Below are 20989 nucleotides of genomic sequence, written 5' to 3'. Positions count from 1 at the left end.
GCTGCTTGTCCCGCCGCCCCGCGCTCCCTACGCTGTCACACGTTGCCCGACACCCGTCGCAACATCCCCTCCCGAGCAGCGCGCGCCCTTGCGCCGCCGCTCCTCTCGCGTATCACGTCATGTACCGATATACCGATTTCGACCGGGCGCTCGTGCGCAGCCGCGCCGCCCAGTTCCGCGACCAGCTCGAACGCTGGCAGCACGGCACGCTGAGCGAGGATGCGTTCCGGCCGTTGCGCCTGCAGAACGGCTGGTACGTGCAGCGCCATGCGCCGATGCTGCGCGTGGCCGTGCCGTACGGCGAACTGTCGAGCGCGCAGCTGCGCGTGCTCGCCCGTATCGCACGCGACTACGACGTGCCCGACGACGCCACCTACCGCGCCGCCTGCGACGCGCAGGCGCAGCTCGGCACGCTGCGCCTGCCGACCCGCAACGCGCACTTCACGACCCGCACCAACGTGCAGTTCAACTGGATTCCGCTCGCGCAGGCGGCCGACGTGATGGACCTGCTCGCGACCGTCGACATGCACGGGATCCAGACGAGCGGCAATTGCATCCGCAACATTTCGTGCGACGAGCGTGCGGGCGTCGCGCCGGACGAGATCGCCGATCCGCGCCCGTTCGCCGAGGTGATGCGCCAGTGGACGACACTGCATCCGGAATTCGCGTTCCTGCCGCGCAAGTTCAAGATCGCGATCACCGGCGCGGCCGAGGACCGTGCGGCGACCGACTGGCACGACGTCGGGCTGAAGCTCGTGCGCAACGACGCGGGCGAACTCGGCTTTCGCGTGAGCGCCGGCGGCGGCATGGGCCGCACGCCGCTGATCGCGACGCTGCTGCGCGCGTTCCTGCCGTGGCAGCAGGTGATGAACTACATCGAGGCGATCGTCCGCGTGTACAACCGCTACGGGCGGCGCGACAACAAGTACAAGGCGCGCATCAAGATCCTCGTGAAGAGCGAGGGACAGCGCTATATCGACGACGTCGAGGAAGAATTCCGCCAGATCGTCGAGCATGACGGCGGCCCGCACACGATCCCGCAGGCCGAGTTCGACCGCATCGCGGCATCGTTCGTGCCGCCGCGCCTCGCGCCCCGCACGCTCGACCTGCAGGACGTCGAAGCGCGCATGGCCGCGCACGCCAGCCGCCATCCGGCCTTCGCGCGCTGGCTCGCGCGCAATGTCGCAGCGCATCGCGACCCGGCGCTGCGTATCGTCACGTTGTCGTTCAAGCGCCGCCTGCAGGCGCCCGGCGATGCGTCGCCCGAACAGCTCGACGCACTCGCCGAACTCGCCGAGCGCTTCTCGGCCGGCCAGGCACGCGTCACGCATACTCAGAACGTGGTGCTGCCGTGGGTGCACGTCGACGACCTGTTCCTGCTGTGGGAGCATGCGCGCTCGATCGGCCTTGCCAGCGCAAACGTCGGACTCCTGACCGACATGATCGCGTGCCCGGGCGGCGATTTCTGCGCGCTCGCGAACGCGCGCTCGATCCCGATCGCCGATGCGATCGCCGAGCGGTTCCAGGATCTCGACATGCTGCACGACGTCGGCGACATCGACCTGCACATCAGCGGCTGCATCAACTCCTGCGGCCATCATCACAGCGGGCACATCGGCATCCTCGGCGTCGACAAGGACGGCGCCGAGTGGTACCAGGTGACGCTCGGCGGTTCGGACGGCTCGAGCGCGAGCGGCCCCGCGCGGCCGGGCAAGGTGATCGGCCCGTCGTTCTCGGCCGACGAGATCGTCGATGTCGTCGACGCGCTCGTGAATGTCTATCTCGACGCGCGGCTCGACGCCGACGGCCGCAGCGAACGATTCATCGACACGGTGCGCCGCATCGGCGCCGAGCCCTTCAAGGCCGCGGCCAACGACGCCCGTCACCAGGCGGAGCACGCATGATCCCGACCGACCAAAGCTCGAACGCACGCATCCGGCTGCTGACGCCGGCCGAACACGCCGACGATACGAACGCGCCGGACACCGCGACCCGCACGACCCTGACGATCGGCAACGACGAGGAGCTGCGGCCGCTCGCCGCTCGTATCGCGCAGGCCGAGCGCATCGACCTGCACTTCCCGTCCTTCACCGACGGCCGCGCATACAGCCAGGCGTATCTGCTGCGCAAGCGCTTCGGCTTCGCCGGCGACCTGCGCGCGACCGGCGACGTGCTGGTCGATCAGTTGCTGTTGATGGAGCGCACCGGGTTTTCGAGCGCGGTGCTCGGCGCCGATGCCGATCTGGCCGCCGCGCGCCGGCAGCTCGACCGGTTTCCCGGCTTCTATCAGCGCGATGCGAGAACGGCGGCGCCGCGGCAGGACGCGGCGCCGCAAGTCGAGACGCAAGCCGGAAAATGAAAACGGGCGGCCCGCAGGCCGCCCGTCCGATGAACCGCAAGCGCCGCGCCCGCCGCGCAGCGGGCGCCGGCGTTCAGCGCGCCGCCACCGGCTTGCCGAACGCGCCGAGGATCTTCTTCTCGAGCGCGATGTAGTCGTGGCCGAAGTGGTGGTCGCCGCCCGTCTTGATCACGTCGGCACCGCTATTCGCGAGCGCCGGACACATCGTGTCCTTCTCTTCCGCGCCGTAGAAACACTGCACAAGCTGCGGCGGCACCTTCGCGATTTCCGGCGCGACCTTCATCGCCTTGTCGCTCGCCGGCATCCCGAGCCAGCCCGTCACGCGGATCTGGAAATCCGCCGCCGGCGCGAAGCCGAGCAGCGACATCACCGCCACCTTGTCACGCAGGTCGGCCGGCAGCCGGTTGTACGCGAACGGCATCACGTCCGCGCCGAACGAGTAGCCGACCAGCGCCACGCGGTTCGCATGCCAGCGCGCCATGTAGGTGCGCATCACGCGCGCCAGGTCGCGGCTCACCTGTGCAGGCGGCTTCTCGCTCCAGAAGTAGCGCAGGCTGTCGATGCCGACCACCGCCACGCCGTCGCGCTGCAGCGCCTCGGCGATCGTCTTGTCGAGATCGCGCCAGCCGCCGTCGCCCGAGATCACGATCGCGAGGCGGTCGCTGCCGCCCTTGGCCGGCAGCTCGACGAGCGGCAGGTCCGACACGTCGAGCTCGTCGGTGCTGCTGGTGTCGTGCAGGTGCGACGTGACGAGCGACACGAGCGTCGCGGTGTCGCCGGCCGCGGCCGTTTCGACGAAACCCGGCATCGCGCGGCGCACGATCGTCGGATCGGGCGGGCACGGCTTGAAGCGCGCATCGAGCTTCGCCGCCGGCGCGACCGACGCGACACCGGCGATCGTGTTTTCCGGCGCCATCGACAGGATCTGCTTCGCGATCACGCCGCCCTGGCCCACGCCCGCGACGATCGGCGTGTAGTAACGCGCCGATTGCGCGAGGCGTTCGAGCTGGTGGCTGACCGCTTCGGCATCGCCGTCGAGGTGGTGACAGGTTTCCTGCTTCGCGGCGAGGTTCGCCGCATAACGCTCCGAATCCACCCCGACCGTCATCGCGCCCGCTTTCGCGAGGGCGTCGGCCGCCTGCTGGTCGGCGGCGCCCCAGCCCCGCCCGCGCGAGAACAGCACGACGAAGCCGCGCAGCGGGCCGCCCGGCTTCGTCACGGTCACGGGGCCGTAGCGGCCGCCCGACACGGTTTCCGGTTGCGCCGCGGCCTGCGCCGCGAACGCCGCGCCGGCCAGCATCATTCCCGCGCAGGCGGCTGCCGCCCGCGCGATACCCTTCTTCAACATCATGAACGCCGACCTCCAGCCAGCAGGGACAGATCCGCGAGCGTGACGAACACGCCGACCGAGCCCGAGGCCGCGAGATAGCGCGGCTCCCAGTGCGGCTCGAACTTGCTCTTGAATGCACGCAAGCCACGGAAGTTGTAGAAGCGGCCGCCGAAGCGCCAGACCATCAGCCCGAACCGGTGCCACGGCGACGGCATCTTCGCCGCCCCCATCCCCGAGAACGGCGCGATGCCCAGGCTCAGCTTGCGGAACCCCGCTTCCTTCAGATGCAGCGCGAGCTGCGTAAACAGATACTCCATCGCATACGGCGACGCGTCCGGCAGATGACGCATCACGCCAACCGTCGCCTCGGTGTTGAGGTCGGTCGTCATGAACGTGACGAACGCGATCGGCTTGTCGGCCTGGCGCACGAGCATCACCGACTGCGTCGCGAGATAGCCGTCGTGGAACGCGGCCACCGAGAAGCTCTTCTCGCGCGCGTCGCGGCTGTCGAGCCAGCCGTCGGAGATGTCGCGCAGCGACGGCAGCGCGGCCGGCACGTCGCGCGGCGCGATCACCTCGACCGTCAGCGCGTCCTTGTCGCCGCGGCGCAGCGCATAGCGCAGGTGCGACCGGTTCGAACCCTTCAGGTCGAAGCGGTCGAGCGCGATGTGCGCTTCCTCGCCGAGCTTCATCAGCGTGAGCCCCGCGTCGAGATACAGCGGCAGCGCGTTCGCGCGCACCTGGTAGAACGCCGCGCGGCCGCTGTGCGCATGCGCCAGCGCGATGAACTTGCCGATCAGCGCCGGCCATTCCTCGCGCGGGCCGACCGGATCGTGCAGCGCGGCCCACGTGCGGCCGTTCTTCGCATACATCAGGAACGCGCGGCGCGATTCGGAGAACAGGAACGACTTGTCGCCCATCAGCGCGAGGCCCGCATCGCTGCACTCCTGCGCGCGGATGATCTGCTCCGCATCGATCAGGTCCTGCTCGGCGGGCTTCACGAAACGCCCGGGCGCCGGCCGCAGCAGTTGCCACAGCGCGAACATCGCGACGAACACGCCGGCCGCCAGCGTCGCGCGCAGCGCCCGCGGCGCGCGCTCGTCGAACGCGAAGTGCGACCACAGATCGCGCGTGTAAGGCACGTCGCGGAACGCGAAGCACAGCACCCACACGGCGAGCACGAGCACCATCGTCACCGACACGAACCAGCTCACCGTGAAGCGCTCGGCGAGCAGCGACGAATGCCGGTTGAAGCGGCGGCGGCTGACGAGCAGCAGCACCAGCAGCGTGCCGAGCACGCCGGCCTCGACGAACGCGAGGCCCTTGGCCAGCGACAGCGCGAGGCTCGCGAGCGTCAGCGCGAAAGTCATCCACCATGCGCCGTCGAGCCGGCGCAGCAGCCCGCGCGCGACGAACAGCAACGCGACGCCCAGCACGCTGCAGATCACCTGCGAGCCTTCGAGCACCCACAGCGGCACGATGTTGCGCAGGATCGCGATCCGGTGCCAGAACGCGGGCGTCGCGCTCGAGATCACCAGCATCCCGCCGACCGCGAAGGTCACGAGGCTCAGGAACAGCGGCGCCAGCTGCGACACGCGCGCGGCCTGCCGCGTCACGAGCCGGCGGCGCAGCGCGCGGCCCTCGAACCCGGCCAGCAGGCCGGCCGACAGCACGAGCGGCACGCCGAAGTAGATCGCGCGATAGGCGATCAGCGCGGCGACCATCGCGTGCGCCGGCACTTCGCGGCCCAGCGTGAAGACCATCGCGGCCTCGAACACGCCGATCCCGCCCGGCGTATGGCCGATCATCCCGAGCAGCAGCGCGGCCGCGTACACGGTGATGAAAGTCGGCAAGCCGACTGGAGCGGCCGGCAACAGCACCCACAGCGTCAGGCCCGCGGCCACGACGTCGAGCACCGCATAGACGACCTGGGCGACGAGGTCGCGCCGCGCCGGCACGTCGAACGCGAGCCATTTGAAGCGCGTGACGACCGGGCGCGCCACCTTGCCGCACAGCATCGTCATGACGGCCAGCACCACGAGCAGCGCGGCGCCGCTCCACGTGAGCACGCCGGGTGCGACATGCAGCATCGCGGCGAGCGTCTGCGGCACGCAGACCATGCCGACCGCCGTCATCAGCACCAGTGCGAGCGCGAGCGTGCCGCTGGTGAAGACGGTCATCCGGCCGATCTGCGCGGGGGTGACGCCCGACACGCCGTACACGCGCGCGCGCACGGCGCCGCCCGTCAGCGCGCCGAAGCCGGTCGCATTGCCGAGCGCGGAGCCGGCGATCGCGCCGATCCACAGCGCGGCGCGCGGCACTTTCGCGGCGACGTAGCGCAGGCCGACCGCATCGCGGGCGACGAGCGCGAGATAGCTGAGGGCCGTCGCGGCCAGCGACGCGCCCCACTCGCCCGCGGACAGGTGGCGCAGTTGGCGGATCACCGACCGGTAGTCGACGGATTCGGACAGGTGCTGGAACACCACGATCAGCAGCAGGCCGATGCCGAGCGCGAGCAGCGGCGACAGCACGCGCTCATTGCGGATCAGCGTCGCGACACGGGCGATCGCTGCCGCGGCACGGCCGGGCTGGCCAGGGTGGCGGGAAGACATAGAGTGTTCAGTGGTGGTGCGTAGCTTGTCGCGGCGCAGGGTGGCCTCGCGGCGACGAATCTGGTTGTTCTGCGTGGGCGGTCGGCCTGGGACGAAGCCAGGCGGCGCCTGAATCAGAAATTACGAGTATACGGATTTTATATTACAGAATCTTTCGATCCCGTACTGAGCGGTTCGGGCGCGGCGGTCGCATCAACGACGCGTCAAATTCATGCGCAAGGTGCGCATCATACCGGGAACCGCAGGGAATTTTTCATCGAATGAATGACTTGCGACGCTTTTGGGAGAAATTCTCCCGGCCCGGCCGAACCCGCGAGAGCAAACCCGCGACCGGCGCGGGATTCGGGGAATGGGGACGGATTGCCGTGCCCGCCTTACGGTCCCTTTGTCGCGCCGTCATCGTGCCAGTCGGCGCCGGCCCGCTCCCGCAATATGTCGATGAACGCGCGCAGCATTGCCGGCACGTGCTTGCGATTCACGTAATAGAGCCACATCGGCGGCAGCGTCCGGCACGCGCCCGGCAGCACCTCGACGAGCGTGTCGTCGCGCAGGTCCGCGTCGATGCGCTCGCGCATGAACGCGAACGCGATGCCGACACCCTCGCGCGCGGCATCGATCACCGCATCCGCGTCGTTCGTCACGAGCACGCCTTCCGGATCGAGATCGACGTCGTGACGCCCGTCGTGCAGCAGCCACTTGTGCAGGCGCCCGCTCTCCGAAAACCGGAACCGGATGCACGCATGGCGCGCCAGCTCGGCGATCGACGCGGGCGTGCCGTGCCGCGCCAGATAGCCGGGCGATGCGACCAGCGCGCAGGTCAGCGCGGGCGCGATCCGCACGCCGATCATGCCGGGCTGCAGCCGGTCGGCAAGACGAATCCCCGCGTCGAAACCCTCCTTCGCGATATCGACCAGCTCGTTCTCGTAGCGGATTTCGAGCCGGACCTTCGGATAGCGCGCGCGGAACGCGGCCAGTATGGGCGCGATCACGAGCGAACGCGCGAGCGGCAGCGCCGTGACGCGCAACAGCCCGCCCGGCTCGCTGCGCACCTCCTTCAGCGCGTCGCGCGCCTGCATGACCTGCCGGTACGCGGGCTCCGTCTGCTGCCGGTAATGCTGGCCGGCTTCGGTCAGGCTCACGCCGCGCGTGCTGCGGTTGAACAGCTTCACGTTCAGCTCGCCCTCGAGCTGGCCGATCGCAAGACTGACGGCGGCGGGCGTCAGTCCCAGCGCGGCGGCCGCGCGCGTGAAGTTGCCGGCCGTCGCGACCGTCATGAACACGTGCAGCCCGGCCATCGGATCGCGTCTGCTCATCATTAAAAAAACTTGAAATTCCTTCGAGCGGAATGCGGATTCTCCCATATACCGGAACTGCCTACACTGGCCCCGTCGTCTTCCACCGGAGCATCGAATGAATCCGCATCACAGCCCCGCACTGCCGCTCGCAGCTGTCCGGCAGACGATCGAAGCCGCGCTCGCGCAGGCCGCGTCGCTGCAGGTCGCCGGTGTGTCGATCGCGATCGTCGACGCCGGCGCGAACCTGCTCGCATTCATCCGCACCGACGATTGCTTTCTCGGCGCGATCGACCTCGCGCAACGCAAGGCACTGACGGCGATCCGCTTCCGCGCATCGACCGCCGCGCTCGGCGCGATGTCCGGCGACGGCCCGCTGCGCGGGATCGAGCACAGCCACGGCGGGCTCGTCACGTTCGGCGGCGGCGAGCCGCTCGTCGACGGCGACGGGCGCTGCGTCGGCGCGATCGGCATATCGGGCGGCAGCGTCGAGCAGGACGACGCGATCGCGCGACATTGTCGCGATCGCTTTCACGCAACCTTTCCCACCTCGAGGTAAAGCACATGGCTCAGAAACGCATCCTCATCACCGGCGCGGGCAGCGGCTTCGGCCGCGAAGTCGCGCTGCGGCTCGCGCAACACGGTCACGCGGTCACGGCCGGCGTCCGCACGACCGCCGAAATCGACGCGCTGACGGACGCCGCCGCGCAGCGCGGCACGGCACTGCGCGCGGTGAAGCTCGACGTGACGTCGGCCTACGACCGCGCCCGCGCGGCCGAATTCGAAGTCGACGTGCTCGTGAACAACGCGGGCGTCGGCGAAGCCGGCGCGCTGGTCGACCTGCCGGTCGAGATCGTGCGCGAGCTGTTCGGCGTCAACCTGTTCGGGCCGCTCGAACTCACGCAGCAGATCGCCCGCGGCATGCTCGCGCGCGGGCACGGCAAGATCGTGTTCGTGTCGTCGATCGCGGGGTTGATCACGGGGCCGTTCACGGGCGCCTATTGCGCGTCGAAGCACGCGGTCGAATCGGTCGCCGAGGCGATGCACGCGGAACTGGCGCCGCACGGCATCCGTGTCGCGGTCGTGAACCCGGGCCCGTACAGCACCGGCTTCAACGACCGCATGATGGAAACGCCGCGACGCTGGCGCGATCCGGCCGTCCACACGGTGACGCCCGAGCGGCTGACCTTCCCGCTCGAGCAGCACGATCCGGAGGAGATGATCGCGAAGATGGTCGACGTGATCGAAAACGACGGCGGCGCATTCCGCAACCTGCTGCCGCAGTCGTCGGAAGCATTCGTGCGCGCCGAGCAGGCGCGCGCGTGGGACCGGCAGCAGTGACGCAGGCCCGCGGCGGCAGGCGGGTCACGCAGGAACGCCCTGCCCGCCGCCCGGCCTGTCGCGTACGACGTTCGCCGTCGATGACCCTCCCGACGGCACGAACCGTCGCGGGTCGACGCGTCGCCGAAGCCGGGCCCGCAACCGGGCGGGCCGCGTCGAGCTGCGCCGCGCGTGGTCAGTACACGTCCCGCATGTAGCGCCGCGCCTTCGAGAGCTTCGCGACGTAGTCGTTCGCGGCTTCGTCCGACATCCCGCCGTGCTCGGCGACGACCGCCTTCAGCGCGGTATCGACGTCCTTGGCCATCCGCGCGGCGTCGCCGCACACGTAGAAGTGCGCGCCTTCCTCCAGCCACTTGTACAGCTCGGCGCCCTGCTCGCGCATCCGGTCCTGCACGTAGATCTTGTCGGCCTGGTCGCGCGAGAACGCGAGATCGAGCCGCGTGAGGAAACCGCTGTCGCGCATCGCGCTCAGTTCGTCGCCGTAGTAGAAGTCGGTCTGCGCATGCTGCTCGCCGAAGAACAGCCAGTTGCGGCCGCGCGCGCCGCGCGCCTGCCGCTCGTGCAGGAAGCCGCGGAACGGCGCGACGCCGGTGCCGGGCCCGACCATCACGACCGGCACGTCGCCGTTCACCGGCGGCCGGAAATGCGCGGACTTCTGCACGAACACCGGCACGCGGCCATCGTCCGCGCGATCGGCGAGGAACGTCGACGCGACGCCTTTGCGCGCGCGGCGGCCATTGTGATAACGCACGGCCGATACCGTCAGGTGAATCTCGCCCGGGTGTGCGCTCGGGCTCGACGCGATCGAATACAGGCGCGGCTGCAGCCGCTTCAGCATCCCGACCAGCTCCGTGCCCGACAGCTCGACCGGGAATTCGTGCAGCACGTCCGCGAGCTGTTGCCCCCACAACCATTGCTTCAGGTCGGCCTTGCGATCGTCGCCGAGCAGCGCCTTCAGCGCACCGTTCGCGCTGCGCGATGCGATGAACGCGAGCGTGTCGGGATGCGGGCGCGTGATGTCGAAGTGGCGCGCCAGCGCATCGCCGAGCCGCATGTCGCCGACGCCCGCGACCGACACGGTGGCGTCGGCCTTCAGCGCGGTGACCGACAGCAGCTCGTCGACCAGCTCCGGGCAGTTGGTCGGCCACACGCCGAGCGCGTCGCCGGTTTCGTATTCAAGGTTCGCGCCTTCGGTCGACAGCGACACATAGCGCGTGTCCTTCGCGGCGCCCGGCCGGTTGAGCCGCAGGTTCGCGACGAGCTTCGACGGCGCCGGATGCGCCTTGGTCGGCAGCAGCCCCGACGCGCTCATCCCGGCGGTCGGCACCGCATGCAGCGCCGCATCGGCTTCCTTGATCCGGGCGACCACGCGTTCGAGCCACTGGTCGGCATCGCGCTGGAACTCGACGTCGCAATCGACGCGCGCGCACAGGCGCGCCGCGCCGAGTTCCGCGAGCCTCGCATCGAGCCGGCGGCCGTGCCCGCAGAACTGGTCGTAGTTGCGATCGCCGAACGCTAGCACCGCGAAGTGCACGCCGTCGAGGCGCGCGGCGCTGCCGGCCTGCAGCGCGTCCCAGAACTCGCTGCCGTTGTCGGGCGCGTCGCCGTCGCCGAACGTGCTCGTCATCAGCAGCACGTACTGCGCGCCCGCCAGCGACGCGACCGGATAGTCGGACATGCACGCGGTGCGGATCTCGAAGCCGGCGTTCATCAGCTGCGTCGCAAAATCCTCGGTCAGCGATTCGATGTTGCCGGTCTGCGACGCCCACAGCAGCACGACCTTCGGGCGCGTGCGCACGATCCGCACGCCGCCGGGCGCGGCGGCCTCGGACGGCAGTGCGGGCACAGCGCCTTCCGCGATGTGGGCCGGCACCGCTCGGCTGAACAACCCCGCCAGCATCCCGTCGAGCCAGAGCCGCACCGGCGGCACGAGCGGCGCGCCGGCCGGCAGCACCGGCACGCTGCCGTCGCGCCGGCCGCCGCTCGCCTTCAGCCCGCTGACGAGGCCGGCCACGTACAGGCGCTCCGCGTCGGTGAGCGGCGGCGGCGCGAGATCGGCCACGCCGAGCGCGGCCGCGAAAGTGTCGAGGTCTGCCATGTCGGATTCCTGTGAAGCCGTGATCTGCACCGCCGCCGGCACGGGCCGCGCGTCGCCGGCGGCGGCATCGGGTCGCGCCGTGTCGTCGGCGGCGGACGCGAACGCGTCCGTGTCGACGCGCGCGAGCGCGACCGCGCAATACTTCAGTTCGGGTTGCTGCGATTCCGGATCGATCGCGTCGTTCGTCACCGCGTTGATGCACAGGTCGTCGCCGTACACGTCGTTCCAGTGCATCGGCGCGAAGCAGTTGCCGCGCTGCACGCGCTCGGTCACGACGGCCGGCAGCACGGCGCGGCCGCGCGCCGAGCGAATCTCGACGCTGTCCTGCGTGGCGATGCCGAGCGCGCTCGCGTCGTCCGGATGCAGTTCGACGAACGGGCGCGGATTGAGCTTGTTCAGCATCGCGACCTTGCCCGTCTTCGTCATCGTGTGCCATTGATGCTGCAGCCGGCCGGTGTTCAGCACGATCGGGAACGTATCGTCCGGCAGCTCGGCCGGATCGACGTGCGGCCGCGCGAAAAAGCGCGCCTTGCCGGACGGCGTCGGGAACGCGAGGCGCGGCGGATCGCCGCCGTCGGCCGCCGCGCGCGGCGTCTGGCTCACGCCGTCGTTCAGGTAGCGGATCGGGTGCCGCTCGCGCGCGGTGCCCGGCGCGACCGGCCATTGCACCGGGCCCTCGCGCAGCGCCGCATGGCTCGCGCCGCGCAGGTCGTAGCCGGTCGCCGGATTCGAAAACCGCACGATCTCGTCGAACACGTCGGCCGCCGACGCATAGTCGAACGCATCGCCGAAACCCATCTCGCGCGCGACTTCCGCGACGATGCGCCAGTCCGGCAGCGCGTCGCCGGGCGGTGCAACCGCGGCGCGCATCAGCGTCATGTTGCGTTCGGAGTTGATCATCACGCCGTCGCCCTCGGCCCACAGCGCGCCGGGCAGCAGGATGTCCGCGTAGCGGTTGGTCTCGGTGTCGAGGAATGCGTCCTGCGCGATCACGAGTTCCGCCGCCTGCAGCCCCGCGATCACGTTCTGCCGGTTCGGCACCGTCGCGACCGGATTCGTGCAGACGATCCAGCACGCCTTGATGTCGCCGGCCGCCATCCGTTCGAACAGGTCGACGGTGCCGCGGCCGGCGTCCTGGCGCAGCGTGCCGGCCGGCACGCGCCACAGGTGTTCGACGAAGCGCCGGTCGTCATCGGACAGCACCGAGCGCTGGCCCGGCAGCCCGGGCCCCATGTAGCCCATCTCGCGCCCGCCCATCGCGTTCGGCTGGCCGGTCAGCGAGAACGGCCCGCTGCCCGGGCGGCAGATCGTGCCCGTCGCGAGATGCAGGTTGCAGATCGCGTTGGTGTTCCACACGCCGTGCGTGCTCTGGTTGAGCCCCATGGTCCAGCAGCTCATCCATTCCTGCGCGTCGCCGATCCATTGCGCGGCCGTGCGGATGTCGGCTTCGGCGAGGCCAGTGATCTCGGCGACGCGTTCGGGCGTGTAGTCGGCGAGGAACGCGGGCATCGCGTCCCAGCCTTCGGTGTACGCATCGATGAACGCGGCATCGATGCGGCCGTTCGCATGCAGCAGGTGCAGCAATCCGTTCGTCAGCGCGAGATCGGTGCCCGGCCGGATCTGCAGGAACAGGTCGGCCTTGTCGGCGGTGCCGGTGCGGCGCGGATCGACGACGATCAGCTTCGCGCCGGCCTTCACGCGATCCATCATCCGCAGGAACAGGATCGGGTGGCAATCGGCCATGTTCGCGCCGATCACGAAGAACAGGTTCGCGCGATCGAAGTCCTGGTACGACCCGGGCGGGCCGTCCGCGCCGAGCGACTGCTTGTAGCCGGTGCCCGCGCTCGCCATGCACAGGCGCGAGTTCGACTCGATGTTGTTGGTGCCGACGAAGCCCTTCGCGAGCTTGTTCACGAGGTATTGCGCCTCGATCGACATCTGCCCCGACACGTAGAACGACAGCGCGTCGGGTCCGTGCGCGTCGAGCACCGCGCGCAGCCGCCGCGCGGTCTCGGCGATCGCGTCGCGGGCCGGCAGCGGCACGAGGTCGTCCTCGCGCGCGCGCCGCACGAACGCCCGGTCGAGCCGCCCCGAGCGGCGCAGCGCGACATGCGCCGACGAACCCTTCGTGCACAGCCGTCCGAAGTTGGCCGGATGGTCAGAGTCGCCCGATACCTTGACGACTTCGTCATCCTCGACGTGCAGCACCATCCCGCAGCCGACGCCGCAGTACGGGCACACGCTCTTGACGGGGGTCGCGCTCATGCGTGCTCCGGGGCGTTCAGGCGGCGATCCATACGAAACCGTCCTCGACCCGCGACGGATATGCGTTCACCGACTGCTCGGGCGCTTCGAGGCATTCGCCGGTCCGCAGGTCGAAATGCTGCTTGTACAGCGGCGACGCGACGACCACGCGCTCGCCGAGGCTGCCGATCAGCCCGCGCGACATCACCGCCGCCTGCGACACCGGGTCGACGTTGTCGATCGCGAACACGCCGCCTTCCTCGGCATGCGCGACGCGAAACACGGCGACCTGCTCGCCGTTGACGAGCGCGCACACGCCGGTGTTCGGCACGATGTCGTCGAGCGGGCACACGCGGGTCCAGGACTGGGGATGACGATCGTTCATGATGGGCTCCTTGGAAAAGACGCTGGTGTCGGTCGAAGTCACACGGTTGCGGGTTCGGCGACGACGGGAATCGCAACGGGCTTGCCGCCCGCGCGCTCGGCGAGCGTGGCAGGCCGGATCTGGCCGCGCGTCTCGACGAATGCGATGGTCGTGTCCGGCGCGTCGCTGTTCACGAAGTGGCGGAAGCGCTTGCGCGTGTCCGGGTCGGTGACGGCCTTCTTCCATTCGCATTCGTAGGTGTCGACCACGTGCTGCATGTCGGCTTCGAGTTCGGCCGCGATCCCGAGCGTGTCGTGCACGACGACGTCGGCCAGGTAGTCGAGCCCGCCCTCGAGGTTGTCGCGCCACACGCTGGTGCGCTGCAGCCGGTCGGCCGTGCGCACGTAGAACATCAGGAAGCGGTCGATGTAGCGGATCAGCGTGGCGCGGTCGAGGTCGGACGCGAGCAGTTCCGCGTGGCGCGGCTTCATCCCGCCGTTGCCGCATACGTACAGGTTCCAGCCCTTCTCGGTCGCGATGATCCCGACGTCCTTGCCCTGCGCTTCCGCACACTCGCGCGTGCAGCCCGATACGCCGAACTTGATCTTGTGCGGCGCGCGCAGGCCCTTGTAGCGGTTCTCGAGGTCGATCGCGAGGCCGACCGAATCGTCGACGCCGTAGCGGCACCACGTCGAGCCAACGCACGACTTCACGGTACGAAGCGCCTTGCCGTACGCATGCCCCGATTCGAAGCCGGCCGCGATCAGTTCCTCCCAGATCGACGGCAGCTGCTCGACGCGCGCGCCGAACAGGTCGACGCGCTGGCCGCCGGTGATCTTCGTGTAGAGCCCGTACTTCTTCGCGACCTGGCCGACCGCGATCAGCCCTTCCGGCGTCACCTCGCCGCCCGGCATGCGCGGCACGACCGAGTACGTGCCGTCGCGCTGGATGTTCGCGAGGTAGTAGTCGTTCGAATCCTGCAGCCCCGCATGCTCCTTCTTCAGCACGAACTCGTTGAAGCACGACGCGAGGATGCCCGCCACCGCCGGCTTGCACACGTCGCAGCCGAGCCCGTGGCCGTGCTTCGCGAGCAGCGCGTCGAAGGTCGTGATGCGCTCGACGCGGATCAGGTGAAACAGCTCCTGGCGCGAATACGGAAAGTGCTCGCACAGATGGTTATTGACCGCGAGGCCCTGCTTCTTCATCTCGGCCTTCATGATCTGCGTGACGAGCGGCACGCAGCCGCCGCACGACGTGCCCGCGCCCGTGCACGACTTCAGTGCGCCCAGGCTCGTCGCGCCGTCGGCCACCGCCGCGCAGATCTGCGACTTCGACACGTTGTTGCACGAGCAGATCTGCGCGCCTTCCGGCAGCGCGTCGACGCCGATCGCGGGCTTCGCCGCGCCGTCCGACGACGGCAGGATCAGGAATTCCGGCGACTCGGGCAGCTCGATGCGGTTCAGCATCATCTGCAGCAGCGTGCCGTATTCGGCCGCGTCGCCGACCATCACCGCGCCGTGCAGGAATTTGCCGCAGTCGGACACCACCAGTTTCTTGTAGACCTGGCGGCGCTCGTCCGCGTACTGGTAGGTGCGGCTACCGGCCGTCGCGCCGTGCGCGTCGCCGATGCTCGCGACGTCGACGCCCATCAGCTTCAGCTTGGTGCTCATGTCGGCACCGGCGAATGCGGCTTCGGCCGCTTCTTCCGGGGCACCGCCGAGCTGCTTCGCGACCACGCGCGCCATGTCGTAGCCCGGTGCGACGAGCCCGTACACCATCCCGTTCCAGGCCGCGCATTCGCCGATCGCGTAGATGTCGGCGTCGCTCGTGCGACATGCATCGTCGATCGCGACGCCGCCGCGCGGGCCGATTTCGAGGCCGCACGCACGCGCCAGTTCGTCGCGCGCGCGGATGCCGGCCGAGAACACGATCATGTCGGCATCGAGATGCGAACCGTCGGCAAACGCCATCCGGTGCGTGCCTTGCTCGCCGTCGACGATTTCGAGCGTGTTCTTGCCCGTATGCACGGTCACGCCGAGCGCCTCGATCTTCGCGCGCAGCATCCGGCCGCCGCCGTCGTCGACCTGCACCGCCATCAGCCGCGGCGCGAATTCGACGACGTGCGTGTCGAGCCCCATGTCGCGCAGCGCCTTCGCGCATTCGAGGCCGAGCAGCCCGCCGCCGATCACCACGCCGCGCTTCGCGTGCGTGCCGCACGCCTGCATCGCTTCGAGATCCTCGATCGTCCGATACACGAAGCAGCCCGCGCGATCGCGGCCCGGCACCGGCGGCACGAACGGACGCGAGCCCGTCGCGAGCACCAGCTTGTCGTATGCGAGCGTTTCGCCGGACGCGAGCGTGACCGTGTGCGCGTCGCGATCGATCGACGCGACGCACGCGTTCAGGCGCAGGTCGAACTGCGGATGCCGTTCGAAGAAACCGGGCTCAACGAGCGACAGGTCGTCGGCCGACTTGCCCGCGAAGAATTCCGACAGGTGCACGCGGTCGTACGCCGGACGCGGTTCCTCGCCGAGCACCGTGACCTGCAGCGCGCCCGCCGCGCCGGCTTGCGCGGCGACGCATTCGAGGAGCTTGTGGCCGACCATCCCGTGGCCGATGACGATGAGTTTCATGATGACGTTTCCTTCGGTCGATCAGTTCGCGACGCTGGCGGCGGCGAGCGCGCGGTCGCGCAGCTCGGCCTCGCGTGCCTTGTGTTCTTCGCTGAAGCGCACGGCCATCGCGCACAGCGCGGTCGCGGTGACGGCGAGCCCGAGCAGGCTCAGCGTGTGCTGCACGTCGCCGACGCCCTTCAGCAGGAACGCCGCGGCCACCGCGCCGACGTTGCCGCCCGCGCCGACGATCCCGGCGACGCCGCCGAGCGCCTTGCGGTCGATGAACGGCACCAGCGCATAGGTCGCGCCGCAGGCCATGTGCGTGAAGAGGCCGAAGGTCAGCATCGCGACGAGCGCCATGCCGATGCCCTGCGCATGCGAGAACCAGACCAGCCCGAGCCCTTCGCCGACGATCAGCGCGCACAGCAGCGTCGCGCGCACGTCGAGGCTGCGGCGCGCGGCGATCTTGTCCGACAGCCAGCCGCCGAGCGCGCGGGCGAACAGCGCGAGCAGCCCGAACGTCCCGGCTGCGAGGCCGGCGTCCTTCAGCGACAACTTGAAGTGATCGACGTAGTACAGCGCGGCGATGTTGTGGATGAACACCTCGACGCCGAAGCACGCGCCGTACGTGACGAACAGCATCCACACGCGATAGTTGCCGCACGCGGCGAAGAAGCTCGCCCAGCCGCCCTTCTTGCCGCTGTCGACCGTCACGCCCTGCTTGCGCAGCGCGACGAAGTCGCCTTGCGGGCAGTCCTGCGTGAAGCGCCAGTACGCCCAGGCCATCGCGAGCATCGCGACGCCCGGCACGACGAGCGCGATGCGCCACGACGAATCCTCGCCGAAGCCGAGCATCAGGCCGGCGGCGACGAGCAGCGGCATCATCGCCTGCGTCGCGCCCGCGCCGGCGTTGCCCCAGCCGGCCGTCGTCGCGTTCGCGGTGCCGACCACGTTCGGCGCGAACATCACCGACGTGTGGTACTGCGTGATCACGAAGCCCGCGCCGATCGCGCCGATGCCGAGCCGGCAGATCAGGAACGTCACATAGTCGTGCGAGAACGACACCGCGAACACCGGAATCGCGCCGAGCACGAGCAGCCCGACATAGATGCGGCGCGGGCCGAAGCGGTCGCACATCGGGCCGACCAGCAGCCGCACGGCGATCGTCGCGGCCACCGCGGCGATGTTGATGTTCGCGACCTGTGCCGCGGTGAGGTGGAACTCGCGCGCGATCAGCGGCATCAGCGGCGCGCATGCGAACCACGCGAAGAAGCATACGAAGAACGCCATCCACGTCATGTGGAACGCGCGCATCGGCGCGGTGCGGAAGCTGAAGAGATCGATACGGGTAGCTTTGTCGGTCATGTCATCCGCCAAACGAAAAACGGCGTCCTGCACACCCGGTCTCGTCGAGACCCGATGTGTAGGACGCCGTTGCCCATGAAGCCCGTTGCCGGGCGCGTCGGTAATCGGTACTGCGGACGAATCGTCGTTGATCCGCCCGAGCCAGCTTACGCAAGCGCCGTGCCATATCCGCCCGAATCGCAGTTGCAGCCCCGCCGCACAAGGCTCGCCGGCCGTTGCACGCATCGCTGCACGACGCCGCGCATGATGCGTCGGGATGCAGCGAGGCACAGATACGGTGCGCTGCAGCACTGTCGCCGTGCGACATCGCGGTGCGCGTGGACGGGGCCGCGATGCACGCCGATGCGGCATTGCGTGCACCGCGGCCGCGCGGCCGCATGCGGGCCGGCGTCCGTCGTGGCGGTCGCGCCGTGTGTATCGCCGCGCTTATTGCCGCACTTGTCGCCACGTCTGTAGCCGCGCTCGCCGCCCGGTTCGATCAGGTTGGCCCGGATATTGCTGAATTCGGACCACACCGGCAACGGCGCCGGTGGGCAGTCCCCGCAAGTCGGGCCCGCCGCCGCAGGCGGGCGCAACAGATCAGGACAACGACGTCCCCCCCGTGCCCGGCACGGCCGGATGTCGCGATCGCGTCGACCGCCCGCCGCCGCCGCAAGCAACAATGCGTTATCGATCGCCGCACGCACGCGGCACTGGAACACGACATGACGACTGGAAAAGTCACGCTGCTGGGCGCCGGGCCCGGCGATCCCGATCTCCTCACACTGAAGGCCGTGAAGGCGCTGGCGGCCGCCGACGTGCTGCTGCTCGACGATCTCGTCGCGCCCGGCATCGTCGAACTCGCGCCGCACGCGCGCGTGATCCGCGTCGGCAAGCGCGGCGGCTGCCGCTCCACGCCGCAGGCGTTCATCGAGAAACTGATGCGCCGCTACGCGCTGCGCGGCGCGCACGTCGTGCGCGTCAAGGGCGGCGACGCGCTGCTGTTCGGCCGCGCCGGCGAGGAACTCGCGACGCTGCGCGCCGCCGCGATTCCCGTCGACATCGTCAACGGCATCTCGTCGGGCTTCGCGGCCGCCGCGAGCCTCGGCATCTCGCTCACGCACCGCGAGCACTGCCAGGGCGTCACGTTCGTCACCGCACATCGCCAGGACCACGGCGAACCCGACTGGGCGGCGCTCGCGGCGACCGGCACCACGCTCGCGATCTACATGGGCACGAGCCGCGTCGACAGCATCGCGGCGGGCCTGCTCGCCGCCTTGCCCGCGTCGACGCCGGCCGCCGCCGTGCAGTGGGCCGGCACGCCGCATGAGCGCCGCTGGACCGGCACGCTCGGCGGCCTCGCGCGCGGCGTCGCGGCGGCCGGGCTCGGCAGCCCGGCCGTGATGCTGGTCGGCGCGGCGATCGGCGAAGCCGCCGTGCAGCGCACCGATGTCGCCGGCGAGGCGCTCCTGTCGCGGGCGGCGTAGCATGGGTCACGTCACGCGGCACCGTCCGCACGCCCGTTCCGCTCACCGCGGCCGCGTTCGCGCCGGCTGCCGGGGATGCATGCGCAAGGTTCCGGGTACATCGACTTCCGCCCGCACCCCGCAACCCCCGCTCAACCCTTGTACCGAAGCCGGTCCGTCCCCGTTCGCGTCATGAGTTCGTCCGCCCCGCCCGCACGCCTGCGCGTGCTGCTCGTCACCGACACCGACAAGCCGATCGGCGAACTCGGCGACGCGCTCGCGCGCCTCGGCTACGAGATGCTCAACGACGTCGCGACGCCCGCGCGCCTGCCCGCGGCCGTCGAGGAGCAGCGCCCCGACGTCGTGATCATCGATACCGATTCGCCGTCGCGCGACACGCTCGAGCAACTGGCCGTGATGCACGCGACCGCGCCGCGCCCCGTGCTGATGTTCAGCCACGATGCCGACCAGGCGCTGATTCACGCGGCGGTCGGCGCCGGCGTCAGCGCGTATCTCGTCGAAGGCCTGTCGGCCGAGCGCCTCGCGCCGATCCTCGAAGTCGCGCTCGCGCGTTTCTCGCACGACGATGCGCTGCGCCGCCGGCTCGCCGACGTCGAGCGCGAGCTCGCCGAACGCAAGCTGATCGATCGCGCGAAGCGCCTGCTGATGGATCAGCGCAGGCTGTCCGAGCACGATGCGTATGCGTTGCTGCGCAAGCGCGCGATGGACCAGGGCCTGCGCATCGTCGACGTCGCGCGGCAACTGCTCGATGCGTCCCAACCGTCATGAATGCCATGAACCCTTCGCCTCCCGCCGCGCCGGAACGCGCGCATCTTCGTCTCGGGTTCGTCGCGCTGAGCGACGCGGCCCCGCTGATCGTCGCGCAGCAGTTGAATCTCGGCGCGCGCCACGGCCTGACGCTGGAACTGAGCCGCCAGCCGTCCTGGGCCGCCGTGCGCGACAAGCTGCTGAGCGGCGAACTCGACGCCGCGCACGCGCTGTACGGACTCGTGTGCGGGCTGCAGCTCGGCATCGGCGGCCCGCAGGCCGACATGGCCGCGCTGATGGTGCTGAACCGCAACGGCCAGGCGATCACGTTCGCCCGCGGCCTCGCCGACGCCTACCGCGCAAGCGGCGACGTCCGCACGGCGCTCGCGACGCTCGGCCGCAAGCCGCTGCTCGCGCAGACCTTCCCGACCGGCACGCATGCGATGTGGCTGAACCACTGGCTCGCGTCGCACGGCATCGATCCGCTGCGCGACGTGCGCAGCGTCGTGATTCCGCCGCCCGAGATGGTCGCGGCGCTCGCGAGCGGCGAACTCGACGGTTTCTGCGCGGGCGAGCCGTGGCACGCGGTGGCCGAAGCGTGCGGCGCCGGCCGGACCGTCGCCGTCACCAGCGAGATCTGGCCCGATCATCCGGAGAAGGTGCTCGCGGCCCGGCGCGATTTCGTCGCGCTGTATCCGGCCACCGCGCGCGCGCTGATCCGCACGCTCGTCGATGCGTGCGCGTGGCTCGACAGCGCCGCGCACCGTCGCGACGTGGCCGGCTGGCTCGCGTCGCCCGATGCGCTCGGCGTGCCGGCCCGGCTGATCGCGCCGCGCCTGCTCGGCGACTACGGCCCGGGGCCGTTCGCGCAGCCGCCGCTGCCGATCCGCTTCCACGACGGCGGCGCCGTGAACCGGCCGGATCCGCAGGAAGGCCGGTGGTTCCTGTTGCAATACCGGCGCTGGGGCATGCTCGACGGCACGCACGACGACGCGGCCATCGCCGCGGCGATCGCGCAAACGGCGTTGTATGATGCTGCGGTCGCCGAAGGCGGTGCGGCGGACAGGTGATCCCGGCACGGGATGCCGGGGCCCTCGCGCAGCACCATGCCGCGCCCCGCGGAATGCCTGACGCGATGCGCCGGTCCGCTCCGGCT

14 protein-coding genes are annotated in these 20989 nt (G+C 70.0%); 7 read left to right on the top strand and 7 right to left on the bottom strand.

Features of this window, described 5'->3' with window-relative positions:
- Positions 1 to 119 precede the first annotated feature (119 nt).
- Together U4Z31_RS03945 and U4Z31_RS03940 are read left to right on the top strand one after the other, a co-directional pair.
- Entirely contained in the window at positions 120 to 1904 is a 1785-nt protein-coding gene (locus U4Z31_RS03945; RefSeq protein WP_321809488.1) for a nitrite/sulfite reductase, read from the top strand.
- Positions 1901 to 2359, top strand: coding sequence for a DUF934 domain-containing protein (locus U4Z31_RS03940; protein ID WP_321809487.1), 459 nt, complete (start codon positions 1901 to 1903; stop codon positions 2357 to 2359). Before U4Z31_RS03945 ends, U4Z31_RS03940 begins: the two co-directional genes overlap by 4 nt.
- 73 nt (positions 2360 to 2432) lie before the next feature.
- Here U4Z31_RS03940 and U4Z31_RS03935 read toward each other — a convergent pair whose 3' ends face one another.
- The 3 genes from U4Z31_RS03935 to U4Z31_RS03925 all read right to left on the bottom strand — a co-directional run bounded on the left by U4Z31_RS03935 (position 2433) and on the right by U4Z31_RS03925 (position 7614).
- Positions 2433 to 3710 carry a virulence factor family protein gene (locus U4Z31_RS03935; protein ID WP_321809486.1) on the bottom strand — a complete coding sequence of 426 codons (1278 nt, stop codon included), beginning with the start codon at positions 3708 to 3710 and terminating at the stop codon, positions 2433 to 2435.
- Positions 3707 to 6301: a bifunctional lysylphosphatidylglycerol flippase/synthetase MprF gene (mprF, locus tag U4Z31_RS03930; RefSeq protein WP_321809485.1), complete on the bottom strand. Its 2595-nt coding sequence runs from the start codon at positions 6299 to 6301 to the stop codon at positions 3707 to 3709. Before mprF ends, U4Z31_RS03935 begins: the two co-directional genes overlap by 4 nt.
- A 374-nt stretch (positions 6302 to 6675) precedes the next feature.
- Positions 6676 to 7614 (bottom strand): LysR family transcriptional regulator, encoded by a 939-nt coding sequence (locus U4Z31_RS03925; RefSeq protein WP_321809595.1) that lies wholly within the window; start codon positions 7612 to 7614, stop codon positions 6676 to 6678.
- A 97-nt stretch (positions 7615 to 7711) separates the two neighbouring features.
- Here U4Z31_RS03925 and U4Z31_RS03920 point away from each other — a divergent pair, with 97 nt between their 5' ends.
- The gene (locus U4Z31_RS03920; protein WP_124645923.1) at positions 7712 to 8152 is read left to right on the top strand and encodes a GlcG/HbpS family heme-binding protein; all 441 of its coding nucleotides are present in this window, start codon (positions 7712 to 7714) and stop codon (positions 8150 to 8152) included.
- Between the two features lie 5 nt (positions 8153 to 8157).
- A complete protein-coding gene (locus U4Z31_RS03915; protein ID WP_321809484.1) occupies positions 8158 to 8934 on the top strand; it encodes an SDR family oxidoreductase in 777 nt (258 codons plus the stop codon).
- 175 nt (positions 8935 to 9109) lie between these two features.
- Here U4Z31_RS03915 and U4Z31_RS03910 read toward each other — a convergent pair whose 3' ends face one another.
- The 4 genes from U4Z31_RS03910 to U4Z31_RS03895 are packed head-to-tail and all read right to left on the bottom strand — an operon-like array spanning position 9110 to position 17620.
- Positions 9110 to 13297, bottom strand: coding sequence for a bifunctional nitrate reductase/sulfite reductase flavoprotein subunit alpha (locus U4Z31_RS03910; protein ID WP_321809483.1), 4188 nt, complete (start codon positions 13295 to 13297; stop codon positions 9110 to 9112).
- A 16-nt stretch (positions 13298 to 13313) separates the two neighbouring features.
- A complete protein-coding gene (nirD, locus tag U4Z31_RS03905) occupies positions 13314 to 13661 on the bottom strand; it encodes a nitrite reductase small subunit NirD (RefSeq protein ID WP_321809482.1) in 348 nt (115 codons plus the stop codon).
- A 38-nt stretch (positions 13662 to 13699) separates the two neighbouring features.
- Positions 13700 to 16273, bottom strand: coding sequence for a nitrite reductase large subunit NirB (gene nirB, locus U4Z31_RS03900; protein ID WP_321809481.1), 2574 nt, complete (start codon positions 16271 to 16273; stop codon positions 13700 to 13702).
- Between the two features lie 21 nt (positions 16274 to 16294).
- Complete coding sequence (locus tag U4Z31_RS03895) at positions 16295 to 17620, bottom strand: MFS transporter (protein ID WP_321809480.1); 1326 nt, start codon at positions 17618 to 17620, stop codon at positions 16295 to 16297.
- A 704-nt stretch (positions 17621 to 18324) separates the two neighbouring features.
- Between U4Z31_RS03895 and cobA the strand changes: the two genes are divergently transcribed.
- The 3 genes from cobA (at position 18325) to U4Z31_RS03880 (ending at position 20903) form a co-directional block, all read left to right on the top strand.
- Positions 18325 to 19086 (top strand): uroporphyrinogen-III C-methyltransferase, encoded by a 762-nt coding sequence (gene cobA, locus U4Z31_RS03890; protein WP_321809479.1) that lies wholly within the window; start codon positions 18325 to 18327, stop codon positions 19084 to 19086.
- A 171-nt stretch (positions 19087 to 19257) separates the two neighbouring features.
- Entirely contained in the window at positions 19258 to 19854 is a 597-nt protein-coding gene (locus U4Z31_RS03885) for an ANTAR domain-containing response regulator (RefSeq protein WP_124645930.1), read from the top strand.
- 5 nt (positions 19855 to 19859) lie between these two features.
- Positions 19860 to 20903: a CmpA/NrtA family ABC transporter substrate-binding protein gene (locus U4Z31_RS03880; RefSeq protein WP_321809478.1), complete on the top strand. Its 1044-nt coding sequence runs from the start codon at positions 19860 to 19862 to the stop codon at positions 20901 to 20903.
- Positions 20904 to 20989: the final 86 nt, after the last annotated feature.

The sequence above is a fragment of the Burkholderia sp. BCC1985 genome (assembly GCF_905339915.1).
In the GTDB taxonomy this organism is placed as follows: domain Bacteria; phylum Pseudomonadota; class Gammaproteobacteria; order Burkholderiales; family Burkholderiaceae; genus Burkholderia.
The sequence above is the reverse complement of the archived record's forward strand: the minus strand, read 5'-3'. Positions and strand labels throughout refer to the sequence as shown.